The 25,396-nt window shown below is 47.8% G+C and carries 25 protein-coding genes; 11 read left to right on the top strand and 14 right to left on the bottom strand.

The annotated features are described in order from the left end of the window. Window positions 1-21 precede the first annotated feature (21 nt). Together ICN14_RS04870 and ICN14_RS04865 are read left to right on the top strand one after the other, a co-directional pair. On the top strand, window positions 22-1,251 hold the full coding sequence (locus ICN14_RS04870) for an argininosuccinate synthase (protein WP_015421890.1): 1,230 nt from the start codon (window positions 22-24) through the stop codon (window positions 1,249-1,251). Window positions 1,252-1,296: 45 nt separating this feature from the next. Further along, window positions 1,297-1,602 (top strand): pyrimidine/purine nucleoside phosphorylase, encoded by a 306-nt coding sequence (locus ICN14_RS04865; protein ID WP_216225323.1) that lies wholly within the window; start codon window positions 1,297-1,299, stop codon window positions 1,600-1,602. A gap of 93 nt (window positions 1,603-1,695) precedes the next feature. On the opposite strand, the gene ICN14_RS04860 is transcribed toward ICN14_RS04865, so the two are convergent. Both ICN14_RS04860 and ICN14_RS04855 read right to left on the bottom strand, forming a co-directional pair. Next, a complete protein-coding gene (locus ICN14_RS04860) occupies window positions 1,696-2,115 on the bottom strand; it encodes a DUF192 domain-containing protein (RefSeq protein WP_216225927.1) in 420 nt (139 codons plus the stop codon). A gap of 158 nt (window positions 2,116-2,273) precedes the next feature. Then, window positions 2,274-2,477, bottom strand: a complete 204-nt coding sequence (locus ICN14_RS04855) for a cold-shock protein (RefSeq protein WP_011903586.1) — start codon at window positions 2,475-2,477, stop codon at window positions 2,274-2,276. A 275-nt stretch (window positions 2,478-2,752) separates the two neighbouring features. On the opposite strand from ICN14_RS04855, the gene clpS reads away from it, so the two are divergent. The 3 genes from clpS to ICN14_RS04840 all read left to right on the top strand — a co-directional run bounded on the left by clpS (window position 2,753) and on the right by ICN14_RS04840 (window position 6,498). Next, window positions 2,753-3,109, top strand: coding sequence for an ATP-dependent Clp protease adapter ClpS (clpS, locus tag ICN14_RS04850; protein ID WP_062310600.1), 357 nt, complete (start codon window positions 2,753-2,755; stop codon window positions 3,107-3,109). Beyond that, window positions 3,106-5,412 carry an ATP-dependent Clp protease ATP-binding subunit ClpA gene (gene clpA / locus ICN14_RS04845; RefSeq protein WP_216225322.1) on the top strand — a complete coding sequence of 769 codons (2,307 nt, stop codon included), beginning with the start codon at window positions 3,106-3,108 and terminating at the stop codon, window positions 5,410-5,412. The genes clpS and clpA overlap by 4 nt, the downstream gene beginning before the upstream one ends. Before the next feature lie 291 nt (window positions 5,413-5,703). Next, a complete protein-coding gene (locus ICN14_RS04840; RefSeq protein WP_216225321.1) occupies window positions 5,704-6,498 on the top strand; it encodes a hypothetical protein in 795 nt (264 codons plus the stop codon). Here ICN14_RS04840 and dut read toward each other — a convergent pair whose 3' ends face one another. Genes dut through ICN14_RS04815 form a run of 5 tightly spaced genes read right to left on the bottom strand, consistent with a single transcriptional unit; the run spans window position 6,499 to window position 12,548 of the window. Then, window positions 6,499-6,948: a dUTP diphosphatase gene (gene dut, locus ICN14_RS04835; protein WP_216225320.1), complete on the bottom strand. Its 450-nt coding sequence runs from the start codon at window positions 6,946-6,948 to the stop codon at window positions 6,499-6,501. Between the two features lie 50 nt (window positions 6,949-6,998). Beyond that, the gene (gene coaBC, locus ICN14_RS04830; protein WP_216225319.1) at window positions 6,999-8,210 is read right to left on the bottom strand and encodes a bifunctional phosphopantothenoylcysteine decarboxylase/phosphopantothenate--cysteine ligase CoaBC; all 1,212 of its coding nucleotides are present in this window, start codon (window positions 8,208-8,210) and stop codon (window positions 6,999-7,001) included. A 9-nt stretch (window positions 8,211-8,219) separates the two neighbouring features. Beyond that, window positions 8,220-8,714 carry a signal peptidase II gene (gene lspA, locus ICN14_RS04825; protein WP_216225318.1) on the bottom strand — a complete coding sequence of 165 codons (495 nt, stop codon included), beginning with the start codon at window positions 8,712-8,714 and terminating at the stop codon, window positions 8,220-8,222. Between the two features lie 29 nt (window positions 8,715-8,743). Beyond that, window positions 8,744-11,623: an isoleucine--tRNA ligase gene (gene ileS / locus ICN14_RS04820; protein ID WP_370624825.1), complete on the bottom strand. Its 2,880-nt coding sequence runs from the start codon at window positions 11,621-11,623 to the stop codon at window positions 8,744-8,746. Further along, entirely contained in the window at window positions 11,598-12,548 is a 951-nt protein-coding gene (locus ICN14_RS04815) for a bifunctional riboflavin kinase/FAD synthetase (protein ID WP_216225316.1), read from the bottom strand. The genes ileS and ICN14_RS04815 overlap by 26 nt, the downstream gene beginning before the upstream one ends. Before the next feature lie 51 nt (window positions 12,549-12,599). Between ICN14_RS04815 and purN the strand changes: the two genes are divergently transcribed. From purN to ICN14_RS04800, 3 genes are read left to right on the top strand one after another with little or no spacing between them, the layout of a single operon-like run. Next, entirely contained in the window at window positions 12,600-13,229 is a 630-nt protein-coding gene (gene purN / locus ICN14_RS04810; protein ID WP_216225314.1) for a phosphoribosylglycinamide formyltransferase, read from the top strand. Then, complete coding sequence (locus ICN14_RS04805) at window positions 13,226-14,815, top strand: RsmB/NOP family class I SAM-dependent RNA methyltransferase (protein ID WP_216225312.1); 1,590 nt, start codon at window positions 13,226-13,228, stop codon at window positions 14,813-14,815. The genes purN and ICN14_RS04805 overlap by 4 nt, the downstream gene beginning before the upstream one ends. A 28-nt stretch (window positions 14,816-14,843) precedes the next feature. Then, a complete protein-coding gene (locus ICN14_RS04800; protein ID WP_216225307.1) occupies window positions 14,844-16,037 on the top strand; it encodes an acyl-CoA desaturase in 1,194 nt (397 codons plus the stop codon). 78 nt (window positions 16,038-16,115) lie between these two features. Here ICN14_RS04800 and rpmG read toward each other — a convergent pair whose 3' ends face one another. The 3 genes from rpmG to radC form a co-directional block, all read right to left on the bottom strand. Continuing rightward, entirely contained in the window at window positions 16,116-16,283 is a 168-nt protein-coding gene (gene rpmG / locus ICN14_RS04795; RefSeq protein ID WP_015421876.1) for a 50S ribosomal protein L33, read from the bottom strand. An 11-nt stretch (window positions 16,284-16,294) separates the two neighbouring features. Continuing rightward, the gene (rpmB, locus tag ICN14_RS04790) at window positions 16,295-16,528 is read right to left on the bottom strand and encodes a 50S ribosomal protein L28 (RefSeq protein WP_011903570.1); all 234 of its coding nucleotides are present in this window, start codon (window positions 16,526-16,528) and stop codon (window positions 16,295-16,297) included. A 144-nt stretch (window positions 16,529-16,672) separates the two neighbouring features. Then, window positions 16,673-17,356 carry a DNA repair protein RadC gene (gene radC / locus ICN14_RS04785; RefSeq protein WP_370624824.1) on the bottom strand — a complete coding sequence of 228 codons (684 nt, stop codon included), beginning with the start codon at window positions 17,354-17,356 and terminating at the stop codon, window positions 16,673-16,675. 42 nt (window positions 17,357-17,398) lie between these two features. On the opposite strand from radC, the gene ICN14_RS04780 reads away from it, so the two are divergent. After that, window positions 17,399-17,845 carry a peptidylprolyl isomerase gene (locus tag ICN14_RS04780; RefSeq protein WP_216225302.1) on the top strand — a complete coding sequence of 149 codons (447 nt, stop codon included), beginning with the start codon at window positions 17,399-17,401 and terminating at the stop codon, window positions 17,843-17,845. Between the two features lie 3 nt (window positions 17,846-17,848). Then, on the top strand, window positions 17,849-18,790 hold the full coding sequence (gene ispH, locus ICN14_RS04775) for a 4-hydroxy-3-methylbut-2-enyl diphosphate reductase (protein ID WP_216225300.1): 942 nt from the start codon (window positions 17,849-17,851) through the stop codon (window positions 18,788-18,790). A gap of 54 nt (window positions 18,791-18,844) precedes the next feature. Here ispH and ICN14_RS04770 read toward each other — a convergent pair whose 3' ends face one another. Both ICN14_RS04770 and ICN14_RS04765 read right to left on the bottom strand, forming a co-directional pair. After that, a complete protein-coding gene (locus ICN14_RS04770) occupies window positions 18,845-20,038 on the bottom strand; it encodes an acetylornithine transaminase (RefSeq protein ID WP_216225298.1) in 1,194 nt (397 codons plus the stop codon). A 51-nt stretch (window positions 20,039-20,089) separates the two neighbouring features. Continuing rightward, on the bottom strand, window positions 20,090-21,130 hold the full coding sequence (locus tag ICN14_RS04765; RefSeq protein ID WP_216225296.1) for a 2Fe-2S iron-sulfur cluster-binding protein: 1,041 nt from the start codon (window positions 21,128-21,130) through the stop codon (window positions 20,090-20,092). Window positions 21,131-21,166: 36 nt separating this feature from the next. Between ICN14_RS04765 and ICN14_RS04760 the strand changes: the two genes are divergently transcribed. Further along, a complete protein-coding gene (locus tag ICN14_RS04760; protein WP_216225294.1) occupies window positions 21,167-22,054 on the top strand; it encodes an SDR family oxidoreductase in 888 nt (295 codons plus the stop codon). On the opposite strand, the gene ICN14_RS04755 is transcribed toward ICN14_RS04760, so the two are convergent. Then, window positions 22,035-23,807 carry a glutamine--tRNA ligase/YqeY domain fusion protein gene (locus ICN14_RS04755; protein ID WP_216225293.1) on the bottom strand — a complete coding sequence of 591 codons (1,773 nt, stop codon included), beginning with the start codon at window positions 23,805-23,807 and terminating at the stop codon, window positions 22,035-22,037. The two genes, ICN14_RS04760 and ICN14_RS04755, sit on opposite strands and share 20 nt — an antisense overlap. Before the next feature lie 84 nt (window positions 23,808-23,891). Continuing rightward, on the bottom strand, window positions 23,892-25,394 hold the full coding sequence (locus tag ICN14_RS04750) for a tripartite tricarboxylate transporter permease (RefSeq protein WP_216225291.1): 1,503 nt from the start codon (window positions 25,392-25,394) through the stop codon (window positions 23,892-23,894). Window positions 25,395-25,396: the final 2 nt, after the last annotated feature.

Below are 25,396 nucleotides of genomic sequence, written 5' to 3'. Positions count from 1 at the left end.
ATTTTTAATTGAAAAGAAATCATGTCTGATATTAAAAAAGTAGTTCTAGCGTATTCCGGTGGTCTTGACACTAGCGTGATCTTGAAGTGGCTTCAAGATACGTATCAATGTGAGATCGTTACCTTTACTGCTGATTTAGGTCAGGGTGAAGAGCTTGAGCCAGCACGTGCTAAAGCACTCCAGTTTGGCATCAAGCCAGAAAATATTTTTATCGATGACTTGCGTGAAGAGTTTGTACGTGACTTTGTATTCCCCATGTTCCGCGCTAATACGATTTACGAAGGTGAGTATCTTTTAGGTACTTCTATCGCACGTCCATTGATTGCTAAACGTCAAATTGAAATTGCTCGTCAGACTGGTGCGGACTCTGTTTCTCACGGTGCCACTGGTAAAGGTAATGACCAGGTGCGTTTTGAGCTGGGTTACTACGCACTTGAGCCGGGAATCAAAGTAATCGCTCCATGGCGTGAATGGGATTTGCTCTCTCGTGAAAAATTGATGGCCTATGCAGAAAAGCATGGCATCCCAGTCGAGATGAAACATAAGCAAGGCGGCTCACCATATTCTATGGATGCCAACTTGTTACATATCAGTTACGAAGGTCGTCATCTCGAGAACCCAAATGCTGAAGCAGAAGAATCTATGTGGCGTTGGACGGTGTCTCCTGAGAAAGCTCCCGACGCCCCAGAAATTATTGAAATTGAATTCCGCGCTGGTGATCCAGTGGCAATCAATGGCAAGACTTACAAGCCGCACGAGTTGTTGGCTGAGCTCAATCGTATCGGTGGAATGCATGGCATTGGTCGTCTTGACTTAGTTGAGAACCGCTTCGTAGGCATGAAGAGCCGTGGCTGCTATGAAACCCCTGGCGGCACAATCTTATTGAAGGCACACCGCGGTATTGAGAGTATTACCTTGGATCGTGAAGTAGCTCACCTCAAGGATGACTTGATGCCACGTTACGCTAGCTTGATCTACAACGGTTTATGGTGGGCGCCAGAGCGCCTCGCATTACAAACCTTGATTGATCACACACAACAGATGGTCAATGGTGTTGTGCGCCTGAAGCTCTACAAAGGATCTGTCTCGGTGATTTCACGTGATTCAGCAAACACGCTGTTTGATCAGACTATCGCCACATTTGATGATGACGGTGGCGCCTATAACCAAGCTGATGCTGGTGGATTCATTAAGCTCAATGCTTTGCGTATGCGAATTGCTGAAACTGCAAGACGTAAGCGTGCAAAATAATTTAGATAAATAACTAAGCAGTAATTCAGATTAGAAAGAATAAAGATGCAATTTGATCAAGTTTCTGTAGGCAAAAAAGCCAATGTATTTTTCGATGGTAAGTGCGTATCCCATACCGTGACTTTGCCAAACGGCATTCGCAAGTCAGTTGGCGTTGTATTGCCGAGCACTTTACGTTTTGACCTCAGCACTAAAGAAATCATGGAAGTGGTTGATGGCAATGCCTTTGTTAGCATCAACGGCGCTCCAGAAGTGGAGTTCACGGCTGGTCAAAGCTGGGAAGTGGAAAAGGGTGGTTATTTCATCATTCGCGCTGAGTCTCCAGTGCACTATGTTTGCCACTTTGAATAAGTAAGCGAGCAAGCAAGAGAAGAATTTCTCTTGTATCCAAAAAAAAATGCAGACCTCGGTCTGCATTTTTGTTTTATAGCTACAAGAAGTCTCTTATTTCTTGGGTAGCCCTTGAATGAATGTACCAGGCACGATGACCCTCTCAGAGAACCACTGTTTATTCATCTCTAGTGCATAGCGTACTGCCGCCTTAGGGCAGTGGTTGTTGGTAGTCTCAGCCTGCATCTCTTCGATATTCACAATCTTGCCGTCATCAGCAATGAAAGCAATCGATAAAGGAATCTTGGTGTTGTTCATCCAAAAGCAATGCCCTGCCTTTTGCTCGAAGATAAAAAGCATGCCGGAGTTAGTGGGCATACTCGTGCGATTCATGAGCCCAACTTCACGGGCCTTGGGCGTATCCGCTAGCTCTGCCTGAATGCGGTAGATTCCAGTCTTGAGTTCAATCATAGGCAAGCCAATATTCTGCTGTGCAAAGGTGGCGCTTGAAAATATGCCGACAATCGCTGCCATTGAAAAAATGAATTGCTTAATCTTAGGTAAACGCATGGTGTTTTAAGTGATTGGTGTGAGTGGGGTTAATTCTAAGGCAGGGCTGGTAAACCCAGAAAACACAGGCGAAAAAAAACCCAGGAACAAGTCCTGGGTTTTTAATAATGATCTAAAGCAGATTAAGCTGCTTGGATATTAGTAGCTTGTTTGCCTTTAGGGCCTTGGGTAATGTCAAACGTTACCTTTTGGTTTTCCTTGAGGGTTTTGAACCCAGGCATTGTGATTGCGCTGAAATGCGCAAACAACTCTTCTTCACCATCATCAGGTTTGATAAAGCCAAAACCTTTTGCATCATTGAACCACTTAACAATTCCGGTCGCCATGCGAACTCCATTACATAAACTTAAAACAACCGTGATGAGGGTGAATACTTTTTAATCAGTCTCGCTCTACAACACGCCTAAATAGGACCTTAAATAAAGCCTACCCCCTGATTGTTTGCCCTTTATGGTGGGGTGTCAAGGGGTAGGGCAAAGATAGTTACTTATAAAGCCCCCTTTTTTTATCGAAAAATGCCCCAATATGGGGTTAAGAGCCCTTTCTTGATGGTTTTTTGCAACAAAGCCCTCAAATCCAAATTTTTATATCTGTGTTTAGAATGTTTCTCATGAGTCGTACAACGAAAAATCCCACGGTTGGCAATCCAAACAACCCCCACATCGAAGACACCATTCTTCTCGAAAAGCAGGCCGAGAAACTAAAAGCGCCTTCGATGTATAAAGTTTTACTATTGAATGACGATTACACGCCAATGGAATTTGTGGTGATGGTTATTCAGGAGTATTTTAATAAAGATCATGAGACAGCTACACGGATCATGTTGCAGGTTCATTTAGTTGGCAAAGGCATTTGCGGTGTATTTACACGGGATGTTGCAGCAACAAAAGTGCATCAAGTTATCGAGCTATCCCGCGAAGCGGGTCACCCACTACAGTGCACTATGGAGGAAGCATGATTGCCCAGGAACTAGAAGTCAGTTTGCACATGGCGTTTGTTGACGCACGAGCATCAAGACATGAATTTATTACGGTCGAGCATTTGCTTGCCGCATTGCTAGATAACGCAACCGCAGTTGAGGTTTTAAAAGCTTGCGCTGTCAATATTGCTGAGCTGCGTGCGCAACTTAAAAACTTTATTAATGACAACACACCCGTTGTCCCCGGCAATGATGAAGTGGATACGCAGCCAACCTTAGGTTTTCAGCGTGTGATTCAACGCGCTATCATGCATGTGCAATCCACCTCAAATGGTAAGAAAGAAGTTACCGGTGCTAATGTGCTCGTAGCTATCTTTGGTGAAAAAGATTCGCATGCGGTGTACTTCTTGCAACAGCAAGGTGTAACTCGTTTGGATGTAGTGAACTTTATTAGTCACGGTGTACGCAAAGATCAAACCGAGAGCGTGAAGCCTGCTGAGGCTGCCCAAGAAACAGAAGATGCATCGTCCGGTGGCAAAGAGAGTCCTTTAGAGCAATATACCCAGAACCTTAATGTCTTGGCCAAACAGGGCAAGATTGATCCGCTGATTGGGCGCGATAGTGAGGTTGAGCGTGTGATTCAGGTGCTGTGCCGTCGCCGTAAAAATAATCCGTTATTGGTAGGTGAGGCTGGTGTGGGTAAGACTGCAATTGCTGAAGGCCTAGCCTGGAGAATTGTGAAAGGCGATGTCCCTGAGATCTTGGCTGATGCCACGGTCTATTCATTGGACATGGGCGCGCTATTGGCGGGCACTAAGTATCGTGGAGATTTTGAGCAACGCTTAAAGAGTGTGCTTAAGTCTTTAAAAGACAGCGCACATGGCGTTTTATTTATTGATGAGATCCATACCTTGATCGGTGCAGGCGCTGCATCGGGCGGCACCTTGGATGCGAGCAATTTGCTAAAGCCTGCACTATCAAATGGTCAGCTCAAATGTATTGGTGCAACTACCTTTACTGAGTACCGCGGCATTTTCGAAAAAGATGCAGCGCTCTCACGCCGCTTCCAGAAGGTTGATGTAGTTGAGCCAACCGTCGATCAGACAGTGCAAATCTTGCGTGGTTTGAAGTCACGCTTCGAAGAGCATCACGGCGTTAAATACGCTTCCGCCGCTTTGGTAGCTGCGGCTGAACTATCTTCGCGCTACATCAATGATCGCCATCTGCCTGATAAGGCGATTGATGTGATTGATGAGGCTGGCGCTGCACAACGCATTCTGCCGAAGTCTAAGCAGAAGAAAACCATTGGCCGCCCAGAAATTGAAGAGATCGTTGCGAAGATTGCTCGCATACCGCCACAGTCTGTAACTGTGGACGATCGTAGCAAGCTGCAAACATTAGATCGCGATATTAAGAGTGTGGTGTTCGGTCAAGATCCTGCAATTGAGGCATTGGCGAGCGCTATTAAGATGACTCGTGCTGGTCTTGGCAAGATTGATAGACCAATTGGATCATTCTTATTCTCTGGCCCAACTGGTGTGGGTAAGACTGAGGTTGCTAAACAGCTTGCTTACATCTTGGGTATTGAGCTTCTCCGCTTTGATATGTCTGAGTATATGGAGCGTCATGCAGTTAGCCGCTTAATCGGTGCGCCTCCGGGGTATGTAGGCTTTGATCAAGGTGGATTGCTAACTGAGGCCGTCAATAAGAAGCCACATTGCGTTCTCTTGCTCGATGAGATTGAAAAGGCTCATCCAGATATTTTCAATATTCTCTTGCAAGTAATGGATCACGGCACTCTTACGGATAACAATGGTCGCAAGACTGACTTCCGTAATGTGATCATCATCATGACCACGAATGCTGGCGCAGAAGCGATGCAGAAGTCCACAATCGGCTTCACCAATGCGCGTGAGTCTGGCGATGAGATGGCGGACATTAAGAAGTTCTTTACGCCAGAGTTCCGTAACCGTTTGGATGCGATTGTTTCCTTCAAAGCACTTGATGAGACCATCATCATGCGCGTGGTGGATAAGTTCTTAATGCAGCTAGAAGAGCAACTCCACGAGAAGAAGGTAGACGCCACATTTAGCCCGGCATTACGTGCACATTTAGCTAAACATGGCTTTGATCCACTCATGGGTGCAAGACCAATGCAACGCATCATTCAAGATACGGTGCGTAAAGCCTTGGCTGATGAACTACTTTTTGGAAAATTGGCGCAAGGTGGTCATGTTGACGTTGACATTGATAGTGATGGCAAAGTTCAGTTGCAGTTTGATGCCCCAGTGATTCCGGGTAAGAGACCAAAAGCTGATGTAGCACCAGTTGAGGAAATTTAAACGCTTCTACCTGTGATGCATTGATTGGTCAGCAAAGGCCACCTTCGGGTGGTTTTTGCTTTTTATAATGATCTGACATAACTATTTTTACTCTCTAAATCACCCATTAACCCATCATTCAGGCATCTAGATTGCCTTTATCAATGAGTTGTATCTATTGTTGCACTTAGAGAGTATCTTGAGGGCAATCCAAGGCTGATAACTGTTACAGCACTGGGCTTTTCAACCTCGCGTAACAGTCGTCCTCTCTAGCGAATTAGAGTAGGTCTCACCCCCACAGAAAATTCTTATATGTTAAAAAAACTTGCACTGGCAAGTTTGATCGCACTCGTGTTTAGCAAGCCTTATGCGCAAATTACAGTCGACACTACCGGTGGCACTACCGGTGGCGCTGTTACTAGTAGCCCTCTGAGTAATTCCGTTTCAAGCGTGGGTAGTCTATCTACGGGCGCCTCCACTTCAGCCGGCGGTGCTGGTGGATCGGTTGGTAACCTTACAACAGGAGCGTCAACATCGGCTGGTGGTGCCGGCGGATCTGTAGGTAATTTAACAACGGGCGCCTCCACCTCAGCTGGCGGATCGGTTGGCAATACTACTTCCGGTGCCTCAAGCTCCCAAGGTAATACGTCAGGGAATACAACCATCACATCAACCTATGTTGCCCCTAAGATTCCTGTTGCTACAGCCTTTTCTCCGGCCAATCACCCCACTGCTCCATGCATGGGATCTACATCGATTGGAGGTACTGCAGTGCTCTTTGGTTTTAGTGCCGGCTCATCCTGGGAGGCAACTGAATGTATGACCTTTGAGGCGGCGAGATCATTTGATCAGGCGGGTATGCATGAAGATGCTTTAGCGATTAAATGTACCAGCAAGTATTCTGCGGCAGCGCCTAGTTGCATTAGGTTGCGCCAACAGCAAGAGAGGGATTTACAGAAGGCTCAATCTACTCAATATGAAAAACCTCAGCAGCTTGCGTCAGCCAACCGATTGGGTGCCTACACGGAGACTGTTGATCCAGTTACCGGGTATAAAACGATCATTGATACTCGAGGAACGCTTCCGCGCGCCATCATTAATAGATGATTAAGCCCTGCCAGTGCTACCAAAGCCACCAGCCCCGCGACTACTCTCTATGAACTCCTCTACGACTTTGAGTTCTACTTGTTGGACTGGCATTACTACCAGCTGAGCTAGGCGCTCCATCGGTTCGAGTTTGAATGCGGTAGATCCGCGATTCCAAGTGCTCACCATCAGTTGGCCTTGGTAGTCAGAGTCAATTAAACCCACTAGATTTCCGAGGACGATGCCATGCTTATGGCCTAGGCCAGAGCGTGGGAGGATGAATGCCGCATAGCGTGGGTCTTCAACATAAATTGCTAATCCAGTTGGTACAAGGACTGTTTGTCCTGGCGCAATTTCAATAGCCTCATCAATGCAGGCGCGCAGATCTAATCCAGCGCTACCAGGGGTCCCATATGCAGGCAGTTGATCGCGCATACGCTCATCGAGAATTTTGACTTGAAGTTGTTGCATAGAATTTCCTAAAGCGGGATAAAAATAATTGGAATGAGATTTGGGTGAGACTAGATTTTTTTAGCGACTATCTGAATCAGCTGACGTGCAAGTTGTAGCTTTTCAGCTTTAGCAATTTTCTTGATACCGCTCTCATCAATGATGAGGAGTTGGTTGAGATCGCTACCAAAAGTATCTGGGCCGATGTTCCCGACGACCATCGGAATGCCTTTGCGCTTACGCTTCTCTTCAGAATGTTTTTGGAGGTCGGTGGATTCAGCTGCAAAGCCAACGCAATAGGGATGCGCTTTACCGCCTTTGGTCTTGACCGTTTTGGCCATATCGGCAAGGATGTCTGGGTTGGCCACAAACTCTAAACTTGGAGCTTGCTTACCTTGGCGTTTAATCTTTTCTTTCGCTGGCTTCGCAATACCCCAGTCAGCCACTGCAGCCACCGCAAAGAAGATATCGCAGTCAGAGGATTGCATGGTAGCTGCATGCATTTCTTTGGCGCTGACTACGTTAGTACGAGTAATTTTTCCGGTTGCAACTAGTGGGGTATCTAAATCACAAGGTCCAGCAACAAGGTGAACTTCTGCACCAGCTTCAACTGCTGCACGTGCGATCGCAAAGCCCATCTTGCCTGAGCTGCGGTTAGTGATGCCGCGCACGGGATCAATCGCTTCAAAGGTAGGGCCGGCAGTAATGAGTACGCGCTTGCCTACTAATGGTTTCTTCTGAAAGAAGGCGATGAGTTGTTCTGTAATTTCAGCGGGCTCGAGCATGCGTCCGTAGCCCACTTCGCCACATGCCTGAAAGCCACTTGCGGGACCGAGTAATGTGACTTTATCCGCGACGAGTCGCTCCGCGCTTCTTTGTGTTGCTGCGTGTTCCCACATCTGCTTATTCATAGCGGGAGCTAGTAACAGGGGGCAATCTCTTGCTAGGCAAAGAGTGGAGAGTAAGTCATCTGCCAAGCCGAGAGAGAGTTTGGCCATGAGATCCGCGCTTGCCGGTGCAATCAAAATCGCGTCTGCCGCTCTAGAGAGTTCAATATGAGCCATATTGTTAGCAATACTGCTATCCCACTGGCTGGTATATACCGGGTTACCTGTGAGCGCCTGCATGGTAACTGGCGTTACAAATTGTTGAGCGGCTTCTGTCATCACCACTTGTACGCTCGCACCTTCTTGCATCAATTGGCGCGCTAGCTCGGCAGACTTATAGGCTGCAATGCCACCGGAGATGCCGAGGACGATTTTCTTATTTAAAAGTGATTGCATGGCGCCAGCTTAAAGGGATTGGGAGGTTTTGCCAAATGACTTGCGTAGCTCACCCCAAATGATGAGGGCTGCACCGATACATATAGCGCTATCGGCAATATTGAATGCCGGCCAATGCCAATTAGCGTAATGCAGGTCAATAAAGTCTACTACAGCGCCATACATGATGCGATCGAGGACATTACCTAGTGCGCCACCCAGAATGAGGCTGAGGGCCCAGCAGAGCATTTTGTCGCCTAAGCTCTTGCGCAGTAGCCAAAGGATATAAGCGGAGGCTGCTAAGCCAAGACCGGTAAAGAACCAGCGTTGCCAACCAGAGCCCTGCGCTAAAAAGGAAAATGCAGCTCCTGGATTAAATAATAGGAGCCAGTTCATAAATGGCAAAACAGGTTCAGGCACACCTAACTGCAAATTACTTAAGGCAGACCATTTGCTCAACTGGTCTAGCAATAGCGTAACAATTGCAATCGCTAGATAACGGAGAAATGATAAGTTTGCGTTCATAGGTCTTGATTGGTCTGCGTATCTTTTGTTTACGCAAACAAGCGTGATTCGCCATCACCAAAGAGATTGCTAATGCAGCGACCACATAACTCTGGATGTTCAGCATTGGCGCCAACATCGGCAGTGTGATGCCAGCAACGACCACATTTCTTATATTGGCTGCCACGAACGAGTACTTCAAGACCTGCATTGCTGAGTTCGAGATTAGCGCTGGAGGTGATGGTCACAAAGCGCAAGTCATCTTCTAGGGAATGTAGAATTGCGAAATCGACATCACCTACTTTAATGGTGAGCTCCGCTTGAAGTGATGAACCTACGTTACCTGCTTCACGTTCAATCTCAATTGCTTTAGTCACTTCGGAACGAATTTCACGTACACGATTCCATTTGGCTAGAAGTTCAGTAGCTTGGGCAATTTCTGGGAAAGTGCCGAACTCTTCCATGAAGATGGATTCACTTAACTTCTCATCCGCACTATGCGGGAATGACAACCAAGCTTCCTCGGCGGTAAACGACAAGAAAGGAGCAAGCCACTTCAGTAAGTTGCGGGTGATATGGAAAAGAGCGTTCTGTGCTGCACGACGCTCTTTCGAATCCGGTGCGCTCGTGTAGAGACGGTCTTTCAGAATATCTAAATAGAAGCCACCCAAATCTTCTGAACAGAAAGTGAGCATGCGTGCTACAGCTGGCTGGAACTCATAAGCCTTGTAGTGCGCTTGTACATCTTGCTGTAACTGATTGGCGAGTGCAACAGCATAGCGATCAATCTCCAGCCATTCACTTGCAGGCATCGTATGCTTGCTTGGATCAAAGTCAGAGAGGTTAGCCAGCAAGAAACGCAATGTATTGCGAATACGGCGATAACTTTCTACAACACGTTTCAGAATCTCATCAGAGATGGTCATCTCACCGGAGTAGTCGGTAGATGCAACCCAGAGACGAATAATCTCCGCACCCAACTTATCGGCAACTTGCTGTGGAGCAATCACGTTACCCACAGACTTACTCATCTTGCGGCCTTGGCCATCAACGGTAAAGCCATGCGTTAGGAGTGCTTTATATGGCGGCTTGCCATCAAGCATGGCGCCAGTGAGTAAAGAGGAGTGGAACCAGCCGCGGTGTTGGTCTGAACCCTCAAGATACAAGTCAGCCAAACGACCATCTGCATTCTCGGCTTCTGGGCGATAAAGTTCATTGCGGTGTGAGCCACGAATAACGTGCCAATGCGTAGTGCCAGAATCGAACCAAACATCCAAGGTGTCGCGATTCTTTTCGTATTGAGCAGCCTCTTCACCAAGCAGTTCCGCTACTTCGAGTTTTTGCCAAGCTTCAATACCTTCTTTTTCAACACGCTTAGCGATTTCTTCGAGCAACTCCACTGTTCGTGGATGTGGCTCACCACTTTCTTTGTGAACAAAGAAAGCCATTGGGACACCCCATTGGCGCTGGCGTGACAAGGTCCAGTCTGGGCGGTTAGCAATCATGCTGTCTAAGCGCTGCTTACCCCAGGCTGGGAAGAACTCGGTGTTCTCGATACCTGCTAAAGCAGTCTCGCGCAAACTTGCGCTGCCGTCAGATGGTTTCTTGTCCATGCTCGCAAACCACTGTGAGGTTGCGCGATAAATAATCGGCGACTTGTGGCGCCAGCAATGCATGTAAGAGTGGGTATAGGTCTTGTCTCGCAAGAGGCTTCCTGCCTCACGCATGGCTTCCACAATCTTCGGATTAGCTTTCCAGATGTATTCATTGGCAAAGAGTGGCAACCAGGATGCGTAGACACCATTACCCATGACTGGATTCAAAATATCTTTATCAGCTAGTTTGTTTGCTTTGCAAGACTTAAAGTCTTCCTCGCCATAGGCAGGTGCAGAGTGCACTACGCCAGTACCAGTATCTAAGGTGACGTATTCAGCAGGATAGATTGGTGAGAGGCGTTTGTATCCCTCATGCAATGGAGCGAGCGGATGCCAGAAAGAGATGTTGGCTAGTTGACTACCCAAGCAAGCGCCAATCACTTTGCCTTCAAGACCAAAATCTTCTAAGCAAGTTTTTACGCGGTCTTCTGCCAGGATTAGTAATTTATCGCCAGTGTCTACCAAAGCGTAGCTGAGCTCAGGATGCACATTGAGCGCTTGGTTAGATGGGATAGTCCAAGGGGTTGTTGTCCAAATCACAATCATTCCAGGCTTGGCCGGAATCTCGGTTAGGCCAAAAGCTTTTGCGAGCTGTGGACGCTGTGCATCATCAAATGCAAAACCAACATCTACTGTTGGATCGGTCTTATCTTGGTACTCCACTTCAGCTTCAGCCAATGCAGAGCCGCAATCAAAACACCAGTTGACTGGTTTTAGACCGCGGAAGACATAACCCTTTTCCCAGATCTTCCCAAGCGCACGAATTTCATCAGCTTCATTACGAAAGTTCATGGTGAGGTAGGGGTTGTTCCAGTCACCTAAAACGCCTAAGCGCTCAAAGTCGATCTTTTGTTTATCTACCTGCACTTGCGCATAGGCGCGCGCCTTAGCCTGTACTTCTGCTGTTGGGAGATTCTTGCCAAACTGTTTTTCAATCTGAATCTCAATCGGCATACCATGGCAATCCCAGCCCGGGACATATGCAGAGTCAAAACCCATTAACCAGCGGGACTTCACAATCATGTCCTTGAGGATCTTATTTACCGCATGACCAATATGAATATCACCGTTTGCATATGGGGGGCCATCATGCAAGATGAACTTCGGTTGATTGGCATGCGCCGCACGAATCTTTTCGTAGAGTTTATTTTTCTGCCATTGAGCAACCCATTGGGGCTCACGCTTTGGTAGGTCTCCCCGCATAGGGAACGACGTCTCTAGAAGATTGACGGGGTAAGAGTTTTCTTTTTCAGACATAAGATTTTTTCTGGAAATAATTTCTGGCATGCGCTGCATCAGATGCAATCGCTTTGGTAAGGGTTTCGAGGGCGGAGTACTTCGCCTCGTCACGAATTTTTTCTAAGAGTTCAACGGTAATAATTTTGCCGTAGACATCGGCGTTGTAATCAAAGATGTGTGTCTCTAGGAGAACGCGACCCTCGTCTTCGACTGTTGGTCTTACACCAAGACTGGCTACAGCCGGAAGGGGCTTATCTCCAAGCCCCAATACTTGTGCGGTGTAGATGCCGGAGCATGCAGGCTTACGATGATGCAGGTGATTGGCTACCGCCAAGTTCAATGTTGGGAAGCCCAAGGTACGCCCTAATTTTTGACCATGAATCACGTGACCAGAGATACCGTAAGGACGTCCTAATAATTTGGTGGCTTGATCCATATCCCCATTGGCCAACGCATTGCGTAATGCTGAGCTGGAAATTCTTTCGCCATCTTCTTCCACAGTGTGAATACTAGAAACTTCAAAACCAAATTTTTCACCAGCTGCTTTGAGGCTTGCAAAGTTGCCAGTGCGTTTTGCACCATAGCAAAAATCATCCCCAATCAAAATCCATTTGGCGTTGAGTTGTTTAACAATGATTTCAGAAACAAACTCTTCTGGAGTGAGGCGAGCGAATGCTGAATTGAAATGCTCCACCACTACGCGATCAATACCAATGTCCGCAAACGCAGCAAGCTTGTCACGCAAATTCAGAATCCGTGGGGGCGCTTGTTCTGGGGAGAAGAATTCTTTAGGGTGTGGCTCGAAAGTCATCACACAGCTAACTAAGCCACGTTCTTGGGCACCATCCTTCAGTTGTTTGAGCAGGGCGCGATGACCCCTGTGCACGCCATCGAAATTACCGATGGTTAAGGCACAAGCTGGTCCTGCAGAAAACTGGGTAGGGCCACGGAATACGTTCACTAAATCGCTTTCAGGGTCGCTTTCGGGGTAACCATCAATTATATTGTGGGCATGCCATCTATCGTCACCTTAATCTCAGGCCGCGGATCCAATTTCGAGGCCATCGTCAAAACAGCTCAAAAAGAGCAGTGGCCCGTCACTTTTGCGGGGGTGATCGCTAATCACTCTGCAGCTAAGGGCCTTGATTTTGCTCGCTCCCAGGGCATTCCTGCCTTTGCTATTGAGCACAAAGAGCATGCCACGCGTGAGTCCTTTGATGCTGCCCTAATCGAGAAAATCGATGAATTAGGGGCGGATTTGGTCGTTCTAGCGGGTTTTATGCGCATTTTGACCCCCGGCTTTATTCGTCATTTTGAGGGCCGACTCATCAATATTCACCCCGCCTTGCTTCCAGCCTTCCCGGGTTTGCATACCCACGAGCGGGCTTTGGAGGCTGGCGTAGCCGAACATGGAGCCAGCGTGCACTTTGTGACCGAGGGCGTGGACGAGGGCCCCATCATCTGCCAAGCCTCAGTTCCAGTGCTTCCGGGCGATGATGCGGATAGTTTGGCGGCACGAGTTTTGGCTGCTGAGCATCAGATTTACCCGCGGGCCGTAAAATGGTTCCTAGATGGACGATTGCGAATAGAAGGTAATCAAGTTCAGGTTCAACCACCGGAGTCGCAATTAATAAAATTATGAGTAAAGAACGTTCATCCCGCGGAGCTAGCGCTAGTAGTAAATCCGGGTCCAGATCTGGATCACGCTTAGGCCCACAAAAAAGTTACGCCGCTAAATCCAAAGATCCATTGCGTCGCCCAGAGCGTCGTAATGCGAGCGGTAACATCATTGCGCCCGAAGGCCAAAAGAACTTTTCCAATGCCAAGGCTTTGCCTCAGCATGCAATTCATTTAGAGCGCTTGCTTCCAGAGTTGTTGAACTTTGAGCAGCCCGCTGATCGTGTTGTGAGTCGGTATTTCCGCTCTGAGCCGCAACTAGGTAATCGTGATCGCGCCTTAATTGCTGAGAGTGCTTTTGCTATCTTGCGTCGTAAAAATGAGTTCTCACAGTTCGCTTCCAGTGGTGAGGGATCACAGGCTAGACGCTTAGCCCTATTGGGTTTGCTGTCTGCTTTGTCTGAAGGCGGCTTAGGTTCTGCTAACCGTGCTGAGAGTGCGATTGCTGACTTGGCCCACGTATTGAAGACAGGCGAATACGAGTGGTTGCAACGTTTTGCAACGGTCGATCCATCGGCACTTAATCCCTTAGTTCGGAATAATTTACCTGAGTGGTTGTGGGATGCTTTTGGAAAATATCCTGGCGAAGAATCTCGTGAAGAGTTAGCTAAATCACTCATGCATCCAGCGCTTTTGGATTTGCGTGCGAACACCATGAAGACAACTCGCGAGCAATTGCTTGTAGAGATGAATGCTCTCGGTGGTCGCTATCAAGCAATTCCAACTCCTTATGCTCCTGATGGCGTGCGCATCATGGGCAAGCCTGCTTTGCAAAATACGGTTGGTTTTAAAGCGGGGATGTTTGAGGTTCAAGATGAAGGCAGTCAGCTGCTGGCTTATTTGCTCGCCCCTAAACGTGGTGAGATGGTGGTGGACTTTTGTGCAGGTGCGGGCGGTAAGACTTTGGCGATTGGAGCCATCATGCGCTCCACAGGCCGCTTGTACGCCCTAGATACATCAGAGCGTCGCTTGGCCAATTTGAAGCCACGACAAGCCCGTAGCGGCCTCTCTAACGTCCACCCCGTATGGATTGATAGCGAGAATGATGCCAAGATCAAGCGTTTAGCTGGCAAGATTGACCGTGTTTTAGTGGATGCTCCTTGTAGCGGTATGGGTACCTTGCGTCGCAACCCCGATCTCAAATGGCGTCAGACCCCAGAGGGTGTTCTGGAGCTCAATCAAAAGCAGATGAATATCTTGGCTTCGGCAAGTCGTTTGCTCAAACCAGGTGGTCGCTTGGTTTATGCCACCTGCAGCCTATTGCCACAAGAAAACCAGCAAATTGCAGAAGATTTCTTGGCAAAGCACCCTAATTTTGAGGCAGTTCCTGCAGCTGAAGTTCTTAAGCCATTGTTTCCAAAGGATAAAATGCCTTTAGGATGTAGTCCTGATAACCCTTGGTGGCAGTTGTGGCCCCATATTCATGGCACAGATGGCTTCTTTGGGGCTGTTTTTCAGAAAAAAGCAGCTGTTTCTGCAGTAACTGTCGATAAAGATGACGAAAAGTCGGTAAAAGTCAAAAGCAAGAAAGCCGTTAAAGAACTAAAATAAGGGTTTAGACCTCTTCGGGGATACCCTTTTGAATACAGTTTCAGGTTTTGATGCATTTCTCGGTTGGCTGGCTAATGGCTACTTAGATTGGGCTTGGTGGCAGATCCTCGTTTTTACGCTGGTTGTTACCCACATCACTATTGCTAGTGTCACCATCTTTTTGCATCGCTGCCAGGCGCACCGCGCTTTGGAGTTGCATCCCATCATGTCGCATTTTTTCCGCTTTTGGCTATGGCTGACAACGGGTATGGTGACTAAAGAGTGGGCTGCGATTCATCGTAAGCACCATGCCAAGTGTGAGACTGTGGATGATCCACATAGCCCGCAAGTTCTGGGTATCAATACCGTACTTTCTCGCGGCGCTGAGTTGTATAAAAAAGAATCGCGTAATCAAGAGACCTTAGATAAGTTTGGTCATGGCACGCCAGATGATTGGCTTGAGCACAACATCTATTCCAAGTTTTCCTGGCAAGGTGTTGCCTTGATGTTGATCATCGATGTGTTCTTGTTCGGCGCAATTGGTTTAACAGTGTGGGCAGTACAGATGCTGTGGATTCCGATTACTGCTGCTGGAATTATTAATGGCATTGGTCACTACTGGGGTTATCGTAATTACGATTTCGAGGATGCCTCAAGAAACATTTTTCCTTGGGGAATTTTGATTGGTGGTGAAGAGCTACATAACAACCATCACACCTTTGCTACGAGCGCTAAGCTCTCTAGCAAGTGGTACGAGTTTGATATTGGTTGGATGTACATTCAGATGATGAGTGCAGTAGGCTTAGCCAAGGTGAAGAAGACTTCTCCAAAGCCAGTGCTAAGCGACTTACGTCCTGCCGATCAAGGTACGCTCGAAGCCATCATTGCTAATCGTTATGAAATCATGGCTCGCTATAGCAAGACGCTGAGCACCTTCTTTAACAATGAAGTTCAGCATATGCAAGTTTTGGCTGCTCACTTAAAAGACGCACGTGCCTGGCTAGGTAAGGACGAATCTCGTTTGACTGCGGATGAAAAAATGAAACTGGAAGAGCTGATGGCAACGAATGCGCAGCTAAGAAAGATGATTGAGATGCGTCGCGATTTGCAGGCGATCTGGAGTCGCTCTAATGCCACGGGTGATCAATTGGTTTCTCAACTGCATGCCTGGTGTCAGCGTGCAGAAGAGAGTGGTCTATCGAGTTTGCGCGACTTCTCTTTAAGATTGCGTCGCTACGCTTAAGAGAAAAACCTAGGCAATAAAAAACCCGCTGAAGTAGCGGGTTTTTTATTTGCTGTAAATAAATATCGAATCGATAAATTACTTGAGCTTTGTTTCTTTGTAAGCAACGTGCTTGCGAATGGTTGGATCGAATTTCATGATCTCCATTTTCTCAGGCTTTGTACGCTTATTTTTTGAAGTTGTATAGAAGTGACCAGTACCAGCTGATGACTCTAATTTGATTTTTTCTCTGCCGCCTTTAGCCATTTGTGCGCTCCTTAAATTTCGCCACGTGCACGGAGATCAGACAACACAGCATCAATGCCGTTCTTGTCGATAACGCGCAAACCAGCATTGGTTAAGCGCAAGCTAATCCAACGGTTTTCAGATTCAACCCAGAAACGACGATTTTGCAAATTCGGCAAAAAGCGACGCTTCGTTTTATTGTTTGCATGGGATACATTGTTGCCAACCATCGGCTTCTTCCCAGTGACTTGGCAAACTTTTGCCATGACATAACTCCATTAATTGCGAAAAAAGAAGATTGTATCAGTCTCCGAGTACTTTGAGCTACCCCTATTTCGCTTTAGTTTTGGGGATTTGGCTATCTAGCTACTGATACTGGTGAAAATTGCCTATTAAGTTAGTGATTACTTCTAATTAAAGTCATTTTTCATAAGACCTGCATCTGAAAATGAGAAAAAACCGCTCTCACTAACAATGCAATGATCCAGCAGGGGAATATCCACCATTTGCAAGGCTTTAGACAGCATCTTGGTTAATTCCTGGTCGGCCACGCTGGGAAGTGGGTTTCCGCTTGGGTGGTTATGGGCCACGATGAGGGCGCTGGCATTCCTTGCGAGGGCCTCCTTGAGGATTTCTCGGGGGTAGACGGCCGTGTGGGTCAGGGAGCCTCTAAAGAGCTCCTGGCACTCGATTAGGTGCAGACGGGAGTCAAGGTGCAGACAAAGGAAGACTTCATGTGGCAGACGCCCAAATCGGGCCTGCAAGAACTCTTTGACATACCCTGGCGATGAGAAAACGGAGTCCTGGGAAAGCGTTTCCTCAAGGCTACGCTTCACGAGTTCATATGCGGCTTGAATTTGTGACCACTTAGAAATACCCATGCCATGAATCTGGGTTAATTCTTCTGGGGTGCAGGACAGTAAGCGCGGCAAATTGCCGAAATGGTGAAGAAGATCCTCAGCCAAGGCCACCGCAGATTTCCCTTTGACGCCAACGCGTAGAAAGATCGCAAGCAGCTCAGCATCGCTCAGTGCCGCCGCCCCGAGGGAGCGGAGTTTCTCCCGGGGTTGATCCATTTTTGGCCAATCCGTGATGGGTGAGTGCACGCTGGGGTCGGGCCTAGATACAATTACCTTATGACTAAGCTTACGGTTTTGCCCAACTCCTTCTTGACTCTTAACTATCGGCTGACTTTGCCTAGCGGGGATGATTACATCAATACTTTTATCGATCGCCCTGCGACGGTGCTGATGGGTTCTGGACAATTTGCGCCTTGTTTTGAAAAGGTGTTGATCGGATTGGCTGTGGGTGAAAAGAAAAGCGCCTTGTTGCCGCCTGAAGAAAGTTTTGGAGAGCGCAAGGAAGAATTAATTCAGTGGGTTTCTTTGGGTGCGCTCAAAGAAGGTCGCGATGATGATGTGGAATTTAATCCCGGCGACGTGATTGAATTTAATGCGCCTGGTGGCGCGCAGTATGCTGGTGTATTGCAATCGATTAACGAAGAGGGTGCTTGGTTTGATTTCAATCACCCGCTTGCTGGAAGGCCTATCACCTTCGAAGCAGAAGTCATTGCGATTCTCTAACGAATGAGCAATCAAGCCCCAGCAGAAATATTGATGGCGCAACCTCGCGGCTTTTGCGCGGGTGTTGATCGGGCAATCAATATTGTTAATGAAGCCCTGACACGCTTTGGTGCGCCGATTTATGTGCGTCATGAAATTGTTCACAATGCCTATGTTGTAAATGAACTGCGTGAAAAGGGTGCCGTGTTTGTTGATGAATTGCATGAGGTTCCTAAGGGCGGCATCGTCGTGTTTAGTGCACATGGTGTTTCTCAAGAGGTGCGCAAGGATGCTGAGGCACGTGGATTGCAGGTATATGACGCTACTTGCCCCTTGGTGACTAAGGTGCATCTTGAGGTCGTGAAGATGTGCAAGGATGGTTTCACGGTCTTGATGATTGGCCATGCTGGACATCCCGAAGTTGAAGGCACGATGGGGCAGGTAAAGGAAGGCGTTCATTTGATTGAAAAAGTAGCCGATGTTGCTAAGCTGCCTTTTGCTGAGAATGAAAAAATTGCTTTTGTAACGCAAACCACACTCTCCGTAGATGAGACAAAAGAAATCGTCGACGCCTTAACTCAAAAATTTCCAAATATTGTTCAGCCACGTAAACAAGATATTTGTTACGCCACTCAAAACCGCCAGGATGCTGTGAAATTTATGGCACCTCAGGTTGAGGTAGTTATTGTGGTGGGTAGTAAGGCAAGTTCGAACTCGAATCGCTTGCGTGAATTAGCTGAAAAACTGGGAGTACCGGCTTACATGGTCGATGCGCCAGAGCAACTTGAAGCCCAATGGTTTGAGGGTAAGAAGCGAGTAGGCCTTACTGCGGGCGCATCTGCCCCTGAAAGTCTCGCGCTTGCGATTGTGGAAAAGATTCAAGAATTCGGTCCACGCAGCATTCGTAATCTAGAGGGTGTTGTCGAAGACGTTACATTCTCGTTACCAAAGAATTTAGTTGGCTAGTGATAAAAAATAAAGGAGCCCAAGGCTCCTTTATTACATCCCGCCTAAATACTTCTAAACAACTTGCTTGAGTAACTCTCTCAAGATGTTGCACATCTGGCGGATTTCATCATCAGAAACATTCAGTGCTGGCATGAAGCGCAACAGATTGGGTCTTGGTGAGTTAATTAGCAATCCCTCTGGAACTCTATCGCGAGCTAGCTCAACCAGCTTGCCGCCAATATCACTGCTCAACATCAGTGCACGCAATAGTCCTTCGCCACGCTCACCATTCAGATTAAATTCTGCTGAGATAGAAAGTAATTCTTTGCTGAGCAATTCACCTTTTGCGCGGACTGCATCCAAAAATCCTGGTGCGAGTAATTGCTCGATGACGCTGATGCCTACTGCAGTCATGAGTGGGTTGCCGTTATAGGTGCCACCTTGGTCGCCAGGAACAAAACAAGCCACAGCATCAGTAGCCATCAGGGCTGCCAAAGGAACACCACCACCAATGCCTTTGCCCAGGGTCATGATGTCTGGTTCGATGCCGTAATGTTGATAAGCAAACAGTTTTCCAGTTCGACCACAGCCAGCCTGCACTTCATCCACGATCAACAAAATATTATTTTCTGTAGTGAACTTACGCAGGCTTTGCATAAATTCTTTGGTGACAGGGATTACGCCGCCTTCGCCCTGTACTGGCTCGAGCATCACCGCAACCGTTTTATCGGTCACCAGTTTTTTAACGGAGTCCAAATCATTTAAATCTGCTTTCAGAAAGCCTGGAACTTGTGGAGCAAACATCGTGTCCCAGCCTGGCTTACCAGATGCACTCATCGTTGCTAAAGTACGACCATGAAAGCTATGATCAAAGGTAATAATTTCAAAGGCGCCAGACTTATTGAGTTGACCCCATTTGCGTGCCAGCTTGATAGCGCCTTCATTTGCCTCGGCGCCGCTATTAGCAAAAAACACTTTGTTAAAGCAGCTGTTATTGGTCAGTAGATTAGATAAGCCAATCATCGGCTCGTTATAAAAGGCTGGACTCGGATTAATGAGCTTCTTAGCCTGTGCATTGAGCGCTTCAATCATGCCTGGATTGCTGTGACCGAGACAGTTCACTGCCCAACCTTGCAAGAAGTCTAAATAACGCTTGCCATTGTTATCGGTGAGCCACGAGCCTTTACCCTCAACCATCACAACTTCTGGGCGTGGGGTAATAAACATCACTGAATGGGCATCTACGGATTGGGCTGGCTTATTCATATCGTGTGCAAAGTGAGATCAAATGAGGTTTCTATTATCACGCTTAGTAAGTTAGTTTGTGGCGAGATCCGCTGCGCTGGTAAAGGAGTCCGCAAAGAATTCGTCCTCAGGCAGCTTGCACTGAGATGAAAAGTCATGGCGGGCTGCATTGACCATGACGGGGGCGCCACAGGCATAGACCTGGTAAGGGCTCATATCGGGATGGTCAGACATTACTGCTTGATGGACAAAGCCTGTGCGTCCAGTCCATTGATCCTCTGGAAGGGCATCAGAAATAACTGGGATGAACTTGAAGTCAGGAATTTCCTTAGCCCAGGACTGACAGAGTTCATCGAGGTAGAGGTCGCTGGGACGACGTCCACCCCAATACAGATAAATAGGGCGATGAATCTTTTTAAGCTGCATTTGCTCAACGATGGACTTGATAGGTGCAAAACCAGTGCCTGCCGCAACAAAAATAATGGGTTTCTTGGAATCTTCCCTGAGGAAGAAGCTGCCTAAAGGCCCTTCAAAACGCAGGATATCTTTTTCTTTCAGTGCTGGATCTTTTGCGCCAAAAACAAAATCAGTAAAGAGTCCGCCTGGTAAATGGCGAATATGTAGCTCGAGAGGGCCATCTTGATCAGGGGCATTAGCAATGGAATAAGCGCGACGTTGCCCATCTTTGAGCAAGAACTCTAAATATTGCCCAGCCAGAAATTGAAAGCGCTCGGCAGCTGGCAATTGCAATTTCAGAATCGCCACATCAGCACTCGGCTTTGTAATGGCATTCACACGACAGGGAACCTTGCGAATAGCGATATCGCCAGCGCCTTGAACTTCACGAGCCTCAATGAGAAGGTCTGATTTAGGGTGGGCGCAGCAAAACAAGGTGCCTCCAGTAGCTTCATCAGCAGGGCTTAAGGCGGCAGCGCTATGTTGGCCATGCTCCACTTGACCTTCTAGAACCTTGCCTTTGCAAGAACCGCAGGCGCCATTTTTACAGCCATAGGGAAGCGTGATGCCCTGTTGTAGCGCTGCTTCCAGCAGGGTTTCATCCTTCTGGACGGTAAATTGTTTGCCGCTCGTCTTGAGCGTGACTTGGTAAGACACTCTCATTCCTTTCAATAAATCGTTACGATGTGACCTATGCAATCTTTTGGTAAACCTCGAATCCTGATCGTCGGCTGCGGTGACATTGGCCTACGTGTTGCTAAGCAGCTTGCCCGAAGTCATCGCGTATATGCCCTAACTTCCCAGAAAGCACGTTTTCAGGAGTTGAGAGCGGTTGGCGCGATTCCGATTTTGGGGGATCTGGATAAGCCCGATAGCTTGTGGCGCTTAAGTGGATTAGCGCAAACCGTTATCCACTTGGCACCACCCCAAAATACAGGTCATCGTGATTGCCGAACTCGCAACCTCTTGCGAATTTTATCCCAAGGCTCCAATACTGTTGGGCGCTTGATTTATGTGAGCACCACCGGTGTGTACGGGGATCATGCAGGCGGGAGGGTGGGTGAAGTAACGCCCGTGAACCCCCAAAGCGAGCGAGCCAAGCGTCGGGTGGATGCAGAAAATTGCCTAGGTCTTTGGGCCCCTTCTCACGGCGTAGTCCTTACCATTCTGCGTGTGCCAGGCATCTATGCCTTTGACCGATTGCCAGTTGAGCGCATTCAGGCAGGAACGCCTGCCTTAATTGCAACTGAGGATGCCTACTCAAACCATATTCAGAGCGATGATTTGGCGAGATTGATTTGTGCTGCCGTCTATCACGGCAAACCACAGCGTGTCATCAATGCCTGTGACGGCGGTGAAACCAAGATGGGTGATTACTTTGATGAAGTGGCTGATGCGTTTGGTTTGGATCGACCACCAAGATTGCCAGCTGAGCAGTTAGAGAAAATCGTATCCCCGATGCTGTGGTCTTTTATGCGGGAGTCGCGACGCGTAACGAATACGCGACTAGCAGAATTAAAAACCCCGCTACGCTATCCCAGCGTCGCAGAGTTTCTGAAAACTATTTCCAAGAATCCTTAAGTCCGACCGTACGATTAAATACCGGTTGACCTGGTTTAGAGTCGCTTTGGTCCGCAACAAAGTAACCGTGACGCTCAAACTGAAAACGATCTTCTGCTTTAGCATCTTTCATGCAGGGCTCTAAGTACGCAGTAATCGTTTGCTTGGAGTTTGGATTGATCGCATCAAGGAAATTTTTATCGCCGCTATCTGGATGTGGGTCATTAAATAAGTGATCATAGAGACGCACTTGTGCTGGCACAGCTTCTGCCGCGCTAACCCAATGAATGTTGCCCTTCACCTTGTAATTATTTGAGCCGGGAGTGCCGCTCTTACTGTCGGGAAAGTGAGTTGCATTAACTTGAATCACATTGCCATTGGCATCCACTTCAAAGCCGGTGCACTCAATCACAAAGCCATGACGTAAGCGTACGCGTCCACCAGGTTGATCGCCAATCGGTGGATATAGTCTAAAGAATCCCTTAACAGGCTCCTTCATAAAATCATCTTCTTCAATCCACAATTCTTTTGTGAAATGAAACTCGCGATTGCCCCACTCGGGATGTTGTGGATGACGCGGAGCTGAGCAAGGCTCGCTCGCAGATGCATCAAAGTTTTCAATCACGAGTTTGAGTGGCTTAAGGACCGCTGTGGCCCGTGGGGCCTTGGCCTCTAGATCATCCCGTAGGGCTTGATCCAGAGTGCTCATATCAATCCAACTATCTGCTTTAGATACACCAATGCGCTCACAGAACAGGCGAATACTCTCTGGTGTGTAACCTCTACGTCGGATACCTACGATGGTCGGCATCCGCGGATCATCCCAGCCATCAACATGCTTTTCTTCTACCAATTGCAGTAACTTGCGCTTGCTGGTGATGGTGTAAGTTAGGTTGAGGCGAGCAAACTCATATTGATGTGGAACGGGATTTTTGAAGATCCCTAGTTCTGCCAGTGAGGCTACGATCCAGTCGTAGAGCGGGCGATTATTTTCAAACTCCAATGTGCAGATGGAGTGTGAAACATTTTCCAATGCATCAGAAATACAGTGCGTGAAATCGTATAAAGGATAGATGCACCACTTGCTACCAGTGCGGTGGTGATCAGTGTGACGAATACGATAGACCACGGGATCTCGCATCACAATATTCGGATGCGCCATATCAATCTTCAGTCGCAGAACATGTTCACCGTCTTTGAATTTGCCATCACGCATCTCGCGGAATAAAGCCAGGTTCTCATCGGGCGTGCGATCGCGGTACGGACTATTTTTTCCAACTTGGCCAAAGTTGCCGCGATTGGTGTGAATGTCATCCGCACTTTGACTATCCACATACGCTTTGCCATTCTGAATCAGAATTTCTGCAAACTCATAGAGTTGGTCAAAGTAATCACTTGCGTGATAAAGGTGTGTGCCCCAATCAAATCCCAGCCATTTAACGGCGTCCAAAATACTATCGGCGTACTCAATATCTTCTTTAACTGGGTTAGTGTCATCCAAGCGCATATTGCAACGTGCACCACCCGCTTGATTGTTGTAATCAGCAGCTAAGCCAAAGTTCAGGCAGATACTTTTGGCGTGACCAATATGGAGATAGCCATTGGGCTCTGGTGGAAAACGCGTAATGATGGAGGGGATAGCTTGGCCGCTGCGATCGCTTCGGTTTTGGTAGGCGCCACTCGCCAAGTCATGATCGATGATCTGGCGCAAAAAGTTGGAGGGCTCAGCAACTGTGCCGGCAGGCGATTTAGAGGGTTTGCTATCTTGGGACATGCGCCCATTGTAGAGAAAAGCCCTGCCTATAAAGAAAAAAGCCCGCAAACTGCTGCGGGCTCGATTCTGGGAAGCATTCGAGAATTAATCTTCTACGAAAGCCTCTTCACGGGTTTTCTTAACCGCAGGCAGAGCCACGATCACGACCAAGAGGGCTGCTGCGATGAGCAATCCTAAGGAGAGTGGGCGGGTTACGAAGGTTGTGAAATCACCACGTGACAACAATAGGGCGCGACGGAAGTTCTCTTCCATCATTGGTCCGAGCACGAAGCCGAGCAGCAATGGAGGAGGTTCGCAACCGAGTTTGAAGAAGAGGTAGCCAATAATGCCGAAAGCAGCAGTAATGTATACGTCAAACACAGTGTTATTCACGGTGTACACGCCGATACAGCAGAAGACCAAAATGGCTGGATACATAAAGCGATAAGGAATCTTCAGGAGCTTTACCCAAATACCAATGAGTGGCAAGTTCAAGAGAATCAACATCACGTTACCAATCCACATGGATGCGATCAGACCCCAGAACAAAGCTGGGTTGCTGGTCATCACTTGTGGGCCTGGCTGAATGTTATGAATCGTCATCGCACCAACCATCAAAGCCATCACAGCGTTTGGTGGAATACCCAAAGTGAGCAATGGAATGAAAGAGGTTTGAGCTGCAGCATTGTTTGCTGCCTCAGGACCTGCTACACCCTCGATCGCACCTTTACCAAACTCATGGCTGTATTTAGATGATTTCTTTTCAACTGAGTAAGCACCAAAGGCTGCCAAAGCAGCGCCGCCGCCTGGCAAGATCCCCAGAATGGAGCCAATTGTTGTGCCACGCAAGATTGATGGGATCATGCGTTTTACATCTTGCTTGGTTGGGATCATCGTGGTCATCTTATTCAAGAAGCCCTCATCCTCGCCTTTTTTCTCAAGGTTACCCATGATTTCAGCAAAGCCGAAAACACCCATCGCTACGGCTACGAAACCAATGCCGTCACTTAATTCAGGGATGTCAAAAGCGTAGCGGGAGACACCAGAGTTCACATCGGTACCAATCAAGCCCATTAATAGGCCAAGAATGATCATGCCGATCGCCTTGATCAAAGAGCCTGAGGCCAGAACGACCGCACCAATTAACCCTAAAACCATTAGGGAGAAATATTCGGCGGGACCAAACTTAAAGGCTAGCTGAGAGAGTGGGGCAGCAAAAGCAGCCAAAACCAATGTAGCCACGCAACCAGCAAAGAAGGAGCCCATGCCGGCAGTAAAGAGAGCTACGCCCGCTCGACCATTTCTGGCCATTTGATATCCATCGATCGCCGTCACCACCGAGGACGTTTCCCCTGGGATATTGAGCAAAATTGCAGTTGTAGAGCCACCGTACTGGGAGCCGTAGTAAATACCAGCCAACATGATCAAAGCAGCAATTGGAGGCAATGCATAGGTCGCTGGCAACAACATCGCAATTGTCGCGATTGGGCCTAGGCCTGGCAAAACACCAATCAAAGTACCCAAAACGCAACCAATTAAGCAATACAGTAGGTTTTGGAGGGTAAAGGCGGTATCGAAACCGAGAGCTAAATTAGCAAATAAGTCCATTT

The sequence above is a fragment of the Polynucleobacter sp. MG-27-Goln-C1 genome (assembly GCF_018881905.1).
Classification (GTDB): domain Bacteria; phylum Pseudomonadota; class Gammaproteobacteria; order Burkholderiales; family Burkholderiaceae; genus Polynucleobacter.
Note: the sequence above shows the minus strand (reverse complement) of the source record. Positions and strands in the feature narration are given on the sequence as shown.

Bases quoted from the DNA above. Each gene is read 5' to 3' on its own strand.
- ICN14_RS04870 (WP_015421890.1), top strand. From the start codon at position 22: ATGTCTGATATTAAAAAAGTAGTTCTAGCGTATTCCGGTGGTCTTGAC.
- ICN14_RS04865 (WP_216225323.1), top strand. From the start codon at position 1,297: ATGCAATTTGATCAAGTTTCTGTAGGCAAAAAAGCCAATGTATTTTTC.
- ICN14_RS04860 (WP_216225927.1), bottom strand. From the start codon at position 2,115: ATGGCAGCGATTGTCGGCATATTTTCAAGCGCCACCTTTGCACAGCAG.
- ICN14_RS04855 (WP_011903586.1), bottom strand. From the start codon at position 2,477: ATGGCGACCGGAATTGTTAAGTGGTTCAATGATGCAAAAGGTTTTGGC.
- clpS (WP_062310600.1), top strand. From the start codon at position 2,753: ATGTTTCTCATGAGTCGTACAACGAAAAATCCCACGGTTGGCAATCCA.
- clpA (WP_216225322.1), top strand. From the start codon at position 3,106: ATGATTGCCCAGGAACTAGAAGTCAGTTTGCACATGGCGTTTGTTGAC.
- ICN14_RS04840 (WP_216225321.1), top strand. From the start codon at position 5,704: ATGTTAAAAAAACTTGCACTGGCAAGTTTGATCGCACTCGTGTTTAGC.
- dut (WP_216225320.1), bottom strand. From the start codon at position 6,948: ATGCAACAACTTCAAGTCAAAATTCTCGATGAGCGTATGCGCGATCAA.
- coaBC (WP_216225319.1), bottom strand. From the start codon at position 8,210: ATGCAATCACTTTTAAATAAGAAAATCGTCCTCGGCATCTCCGGTGGC.
- lspA (WP_216225318.1), bottom strand. From the start codon at position 8,714: ATGAACGCAAACTTATCATTTCTCCGTTATCTAGCGATTGCAATTGTT.
- purN (WP_216225314.1), top strand. From the start codon at position 12,600: ATGCCATCTATCGTCACCTTAATCTCAGGCCGCGGATCCAATTTCGAG.
- ICN14_RS04805 (WP_216225312.1), top strand. From the start codon at position 13,226: ATGAGTAAAGAACGTTCATCCCGCGGAGCTAGCGCTAGTAGTAAATCC.
- rpmG (WP_015421876.1), bottom strand. From the start codon at position 16,283: ATGGCTAAAGGCGGCAGAGAAAAAATCAAATTAGAGTCATCAGCTGGT.
- rpmB (WP_011903570.1), bottom strand. From the start codon at position 16,528: ATGGCAAAAGTTTGCCAAGTCACTGGGAAGAAGCCGATGGTTGGCAAC.
- ICN14_RS04780 (WP_216225302.1), top strand. From the start codon at position 17,399: ATGACTAAGCTTACGGTTTTGCCCAACTCCTTCTTGACTCTTAACTAT.
- ispH (WP_216225300.1), top strand. From the start codon at position 17,849: ATGAGCAATCAAGCCCCAGCAGAAATATTGATGGCGCAACCTCGCGGC.
- ICN14_RS04770 (WP_216225298.1), bottom strand. From the start codon at position 20,038: ATGAATAAGCCAGCCCAATCCGTAGATGCCCATTCAGTGATGTTTATT.
- ICN14_RS04760 (WP_216225294.1), top strand. From the start codon at position 21,167: ATGCAATCTTTTGGTAAACCTCGAATCCTGATCGTCGGCTGCGGTGAC.
- ICN14_RS04755 (WP_216225293.1), bottom strand. From the start codon at position 23,807: ATGTCCCAAGATAGCAAACCCTCTAAATCGCCTGCCGGCACAGTTGCT.
- ICN14_RS04750 (WP_216225291.1), bottom strand. From the start codon at position 25,394: ATGGACTTATTTGCTAATTTAGCTCTCGGTTTCGATACCGCCTTTACC.